Origin of the sequence: Natronospira sp. (assembly GCF_007134575.1) — a bacterium.
Classification (GTDB): Bacteria; Pseudomonadota; Gammaproteobacteria; order Natronospirales; family Natronospiraceae; genus Natronospira; species Natronospira elongata.
In genome coordinates, this window is the sequence record NZ_SLKM01000221.1 from 1 (window position 1) to 5,364 (window position 5,364).

Sequence of the window (5,364 nt, forward strand, 5' to 3'; positions counted from 1 at the left end):
AAGCAGTTGGTCTTGGTGAAAAACGCCCATCACAACAATGTCATGCGCCGGGAGCAGGCCCGAGAATCTTACGCGCGTTTCCTGCGCGAGTCTGGGCTGGTCCAGGATTAAGATCGCCGTTCTCATAGGGCATTGAACAACTGCTCGATGAAGGCTTCGATCTCACCTCGTCGGCTATTGTCTGCCGTATGGATGACGTAAAAGGCCAAGCCCGAAATGGCATGATCCACCGCCGGCACCAGCATCCCGGCCTGCAGCTCCCGGGCCACCAATTGATCACTTAGAAGCGCCACGCCCTGCCCCATGACAGCCGCTTCGATAGCGTGGGTTTCCTCGCTGAAATGGATGCCGTCGTCCGACAGTGGCAGGGCGACGTCAGGACGTAGCTGTCGAGCGGAATCCAGCCATCGCGACCAGTCCGGGACTGCCACCCCCTTTTGCTTCCACTGGAAATGTATCAGGGGATACTCCAACAGCACCCGCGCCTGCGCGGTGCCGGCCAGCAAACGGGGATGGCAAAATGGCTGGTAGTGATCCTCAAACAGGTGATGGCATGCGAAATCATCAGGCGGCGAGCGGGTATATCGGATCGCCAGGTCCGCTTCTCCCGAATGCAAATCCGCAACTGTCTCGGAAGCCAGCACCGCCACCCGCCCACCATTCAAGGCCTTGTTGATCTCCCCCAGCCGTGGAATCAGCCAGCGACTGGCAAATGCCGGCGTCGTGGTGATGACCAGTGGTTGTCTGGTGCTCGCGGCACGAACGGCCGCGACCCCGGCGCCAATCTGATCCAGGCCGTCGCGAAGGGCGGGGAAGAGTTTCTGACCCGCCGCAGTCAAACGGATTGGCCGGGGATGACGAATGAACAGTGGCTGCTTGAGCAGCTCTTCCAGGTGCCGGATATGGTGGCTGATGGCGGTTGCCGACACATGGAGCTCGTCGGCGGCAGCCTGAAAACTGCCACGCCGAGCCGCCGCCTCGAAGGCGCGCAGGGCATTGAGGGGCGGGAGGTCTCTCATGGCTGGCCACCAGGATGAGTCTTTCTCATCTATCAGGCAAATTATTTCCGTTTTAAAAGGGCCTTTGCGACTTCTATCCTTATATTACCTCAAGTTAAGACCAGGAGAGCGCAATGTCCAGCACCATCTTGCTCATCACGGCCAGCGCCCGCGGCGAGGGCTCCATTTCAAGAAAAATGGCGGAACACTTCCAACAGGCGTGGCGTTCAAAGGCGCCGACAACCACAGTCATTACGCGGGACATAGGCAGCCATCCGCCCCCCTTTATCAGCGAGGCCTGGATTGGGGCCGCCTTCACACCAGCCGAACAGCGCGACCAACATCAGCGCAAACTGCTGGCATCTTCCGACGAGATGATCGATGAGGTCGACCGGGCCGATCTCATCGTGATTGCCTCGCCGATGTACAACTACGGCATGCCGGCGGCTCTCAAGGCCTGGTTTGATCAGGTAATTCGGGTCAACAAGACCTTCTCCTTCGATCTTGGGCGTGGGGACTGGCCGCTTGAGCCCATCTTCAGGGGCAAGCGCCTGGTGCTGCTCAGTTCCAAGGGCGAATTCGGGTTTCAGCCCGGCGGAAGCCGCCACCACATGAACCACCTGGACACCCATATCGCCACGGTGGCCCATTACCTTGGCGTCAATGACAAACATTTTGTCAGCATCGAATACCAGGAATTCGGGGATGAACGCCATGAGCGTTCCAAACAGTCAGCCCACCAGCAGATCGACGATCTGGTGCAATCATTTACCAAGCTCTCCCGGGATCAAGCTACCTACGAGTCAGCCCCTGCGTAGGCTGCCCGGGGACTCACGTCACCCTGAACTGCTGGATATCCGCCAGGACCTGGGTGGCGGTCACGCGGGCGCCGGCGCCCGGACCGCGGATGATTATGGGGGTATCATCATAGCTGTCGGTGCGGATCTGGAAGATGTTGTCGGTGGGGCCGATGGCGACGAAGGGGTGGTCCGCCGGCAGACAGCGGATGCCCACTTGCGCCCTGCCCTCACCATCCACCGTCGCCACATAGCGGGGTACGCCCTGTTGCTTGCGGGCCGGGTGGGCCTGCCAGTAGGCATCCAGTTCCGGTCCGGCGCGATCGAGGAAATCGGCCAGGGGCCAGTCGGCCAGGGTCTCCGGATAAAGGCTTTCCACCGCCACCTGTTTCGGATCGATGGAATGGCCGGCAGCGCGGGCGGTGATGATGAGTTTGCGGGCCACGTCCAGGCCGGAAAGGTCCAGGCGGGGATCGGGCTCGGTGAGGCCCTGTTGCTGGGCTTCGCTCAGGGCCTCGCTGAAGGGCCGGCCGGTGGCCAGGGCCTGGGTGAGATAGCTCAGGGTGCCGGAGAACAGACCGGAGACTGAAAGAATACGCTCGCCACTGGCACGCAGGCGCTGGATGGTTTCCAGCAGGGGCAGGCCGGCACCGACGGTGGTCGCATGGCGGTAGGCTGACACTTCACTGGCCGCGCGCAGGCGCTGATAGGCCTCCTCCCCGGCGGCCACCGCCCACTTATTGGCAGTCACCACCTCGAGACCGGCCCGCAGCCATTGCGCGTGACGCGCGGCGACTTCCGGGCTGGCGGTGAGATCCACGATGACGCCGCGAGCCGCGTGGTGACGCAGGTGGTAAACCAGCCGATCCAGGCAGGTGGGTCGGCCCGCCGCTTCTAGGCGCTCGTCCAGGCCGTCGAATGCCAAGCCCTGCTCATCCAAAAGCATCTGCCGGGAATTGGCCAAGGCCAAGAGGCGCAGGCGGCCGGGCTGGCGATCGGTCAGGATATTCAACAGTTCACCACCCACGTTGCCGGTGCCGATGATGGCCACCGGAATGCTGCTCTCGGCCTGGGCGTTCACCTCCGCCCGGCGCAGGGCATTGCCTTCAATGATCAACTCGCTCATGTCCCGACTCCTTCCAGGCCGGCGGCCTGGCGCGTGAGCAGACCGGACAGGGCCTGGTCGAGATCGGCAATGAGGTCCCGAGTGGATTCAATCCCCACCGACAGGCGCAGCAGGCCATCACCGATGCCCGCCCGACGGCGGGCATCGGGGTGCATGGCGGCATGGGTCATGGTGGCCGGATGGGCGATCAGGCTTTCCACCCCGCCCAGGGACTCGGCCAGGGTGATACATCGCAGACCGGACAGGAAACGACGCACGGCGGCCTCGCCCCCTTCCAGTTCGAAACTGAGCATGGCCCCGAAACCGGACTGCTGACGACGGGCGATGGCATGCCCCGGATGACTGGTCAGGCCGGGATAGTAGATCTTGCTAACGGCCGGATGGTCGGCGAGAAACTCACAAACCCGGGCGGTGTTTTCCTGGTGCAGGGCCAGGCGGGCATGCAGGGTGCGCAGCCCGCGCAGGGTCAGCCAGGCATCGAAGGCAGCAGCGGTCACCCCGAGACAATTGGCCCACCAGGCAATCTCCTCACCCGCTTGCGGATCGGCGCTGATAATGGCACCGCCGATGACATCGCTGTGCCCGTTGATGTACTTGGTGGTGGAATGCACGACGATGTCCGCGCCCAGTGACAGGGGCTGCTGCAGGGCCGGGGACAAGAAGGTATTGTCCACCACCACCCGGGCCTCCACCTCCCGGGCCCGTTCACAGACCTGGGCGATATCGGTGATGCGCAGCAGGGGATTGCTGGGTGATTCCAGCCAAACCAGCTTGGGCCGCCGGGCCAGGGCCTCACGCGCCGCCGCCGGGTCGTTGAAATCAACGAAGCTGAGCTGAAAGCGACCCTGGCGGGCCCAGGCATCCAGGAGACGAAAGGTACCGCCGTAGCAATCATGGGTGGCCAGGATCAGATCATCCGGCCCGGCCAGCTGCAGCACCGTGGTGATCGCCGCCATGCCGGTGGCGGTCACCGTCGCCGCCGCGCCCCCTTCCAGATCGCGCAGGGCATCGGCGAGCCGGTCGCGGGTGGGATTGCCCGAGCGGCTGTAATCATGAGCACGGGCCTCACCGTAGTCAGCGAAGCTGAAGGTGCTGCTCATGTGGATGGGCGGTATCACCGATCCGTATTGCGTGTCGCAATCCACCCCGGTGCGTGCGGCAATGGTCTGGGCATGCTGATCAGGCAGTGGCATGGGTCTTCTCCTTGAAGCAGGCGTTAAGAATCTTGCTGATGCGAAGGTGTTCGGTCAGGAAGGCGTCATGGCCATAGCGGCTCTGGATCACATCCAGTGCCACCGGGCCGGCCAGGCCCTCGGCCAATGCCCTGATCTGGGTTAGGGGCACGAGCTGATCACTGTCGACCCCGACCACCGTTGCCGGCACCCGAATCCGGCTCGGGTCCACTTGATGCAGATCCAGGGCTTCGGATAAGCCGAGAAACTGATCCGCTTCATAGCGCCGGGCGAACTGATGCCCAACATGGCCAAGATAGGATTCCAGGCTTTGCAGACGATCCACCGCGTCGGTTTCATTGAAACGCTCGGCGAACAACTCGGGGGTGCGATAAGTGCTCATGGCCAGGCCACGGGCCAGTGCAAGTCCCGTGCGTGGCAGCCCCGCCACCTCGGCCAGACGCACAATCTCTCTTTGCAGATGGCGGGCCGCGGTCGCAGCGGGATGGCTGTAGTGGGCGCCACTGATCAGCAGCAGCCTGTCGATGAAGAGTCGATCCCGCTCCGCCAGGGCCAGGCCCACCATGGCCCCGAAGGAGGCACCAATCACCCCATGCAAACGTTGAATGCCGAGATGATCGGCAAGCGCTTCGATGGCTTGGGCCTGATCTTGGGTCAGCAAGGGCGATTGGCGCTGCTGCTCACTGTCAGCCCAGTCCACACTCAGAAGGCGAAACCGCGTCGGGTCCAGTGACCGTCCGATACCGACCTGCCGGGACCACCAGCTTTCCAACTTCCGACCGCTATTGATGCCGCCAAGCACCAGCAGGACCGGCAATCCCGGTCTGCCCAGCAAACGCCAGGGCAGTCGCACCGTCATGCCATGGCCACCGGCATCTACCGTGGTCTCAAGCTCTCCTGACTGGCAGGGGGGAATCGCGGTTTCTTCCAGAAACTCACGATCGAAGGGTGTGCTGAGTGTTGCTGCAAGGGCTGCCACCTTATTCTCCTCCGCTTTGCTTGAACAGAAAGCCTGCGGGGAGCCGATGGCGAAGGACGTGATCTCGGACGGGTAACCGAAGCAGCACGGCTTCGCTCATCTCTCGGTGAGCCTGAATGGCTCCCCGCAGGAATTGGCACCTGGGTGGATGGCTCCACTGGTTGCCCCGGTATCGTCGGGCCTGTCCCTCAACCGGTCTTGATGAGCATTTGCGGAAAAGCTTAGGGGTGAATTTGAGCTAGTACAAAGAATTAGTTGTTATTTGGGCATC

Annotated in this window: 5 protein-coding genes and 1 riboswitch; of the genes, 1 reads left to right on the forward strand and 4 read right to left on the reverse strand. The window is 62.6% G+C overall.

Features of this window, described 5'->3' with window-relative positions:
* Positions 1-122: 122 nt before the first annotated feature.
* A complete protein-coding gene (locus tag ACJWXQ_RS08840; protein WP_346052060.1) occupies positions 123-1,019 on the reverse strand; it encodes a LysR substrate-binding domain-containing protein in 897 nt (298 codons plus the stop codon).
* 113 nt (positions 1,020-1,132) lie between these two features.
* Here ACJWXQ_RS08840 and ACJWXQ_RS08845 point away from each other — a divergent pair, with 113 nt between their 5' ends.
* Entirely contained in the window at positions 1,133-1,816 is a 684-nt protein-coding gene (locus ACJWXQ_RS08845; RefSeq protein ID WP_406672617.1) for an FMN-dependent NADH-azoreductase, read from the forward strand.
* A 13-nt stretch (positions 1,817-1,829) separates the two neighbouring features.
* On the opposite strand, the gene ACJWXQ_RS08850 is transcribed toward ACJWXQ_RS08845, so the two are convergent.
* Genes ACJWXQ_RS08850 through ACJWXQ_RS08860 form a run of 3 tightly spaced genes read right to left on the reverse strand, consistent with a single transcriptional unit; the run spans position 1,830 to position 5,093 of the window.
* Complete coding sequence (locus tag ACJWXQ_RS08850) at positions 1,830-2,921, reverse strand: hypothetical protein (RefSeq protein ID WP_346052056.1); 1,092 nt, start codon at positions 2,919-2,921, stop codon at positions 1,830-1,832.
* Positions 2,918-4,114 carry a cystathionine gamma-synthase gene (gene metB, locus ACJWXQ_RS08855; protein WP_346052054.1) on the reverse strand — a complete coding sequence of 399 codons (1,197 nt, stop codon included), beginning with the start codon at positions 4,112-4,114 and terminating at the stop codon, positions 2,918-2,920. The genes ACJWXQ_RS08850 and metB overlap by 4 nt, the downstream gene beginning before the upstream one ends.
* The gene (locus ACJWXQ_RS08860; protein WP_346052052.1) at positions 4,101-5,093 is read right to left on the reverse strand and encodes a homoserine O-succinyltransferase; all 993 of its coding nucleotides are present in this window, start codon (positions 5,091-5,093) and stop codon (positions 4,101-4,103) included. Before ACJWXQ_RS08860 ends, metB begins: the two co-directional genes overlap by 14 nt.
* Before the next feature lie 93 nt (positions 5,094-5,186).
* A riboswitch (SAM riboswitch) is annotated at positions 5,187-5,301 on the reverse strand.
* Positions 5,302-5,364: the final 63 nt, after the last annotated feature.

Coding starts and splice junctions, on each gene's coding strand:
- ACJWXQ_RS08840 (WP_346052060.1), bottom strand. CDS start 1,019: ATGAGAGACCTCCCGCCCCTCAATGCCCTGCGCGCCTTCGAGGCGGCG.
- ACJWXQ_RS08845 (WP_406672617.1), top strand. CDS start 1,133: ATGTCCAGCACCATCTTGCTCATCACGGCCAGCGCCCGCGGCGAGGGC.
- ACJWXQ_RS08850 (WP_346052056.1), bottom strand. CDS start 2,921: ATGAGCGAGTTGATCATTGAAGGCAATGCCCTGCGCCGGGCGGAGGTG.
- metB (WP_346052054.1), bottom strand. CDS start 4,114: ATGCCACTGCCTGATCAGCATGCCCAGACCATTGCCGCACGCACCGGG.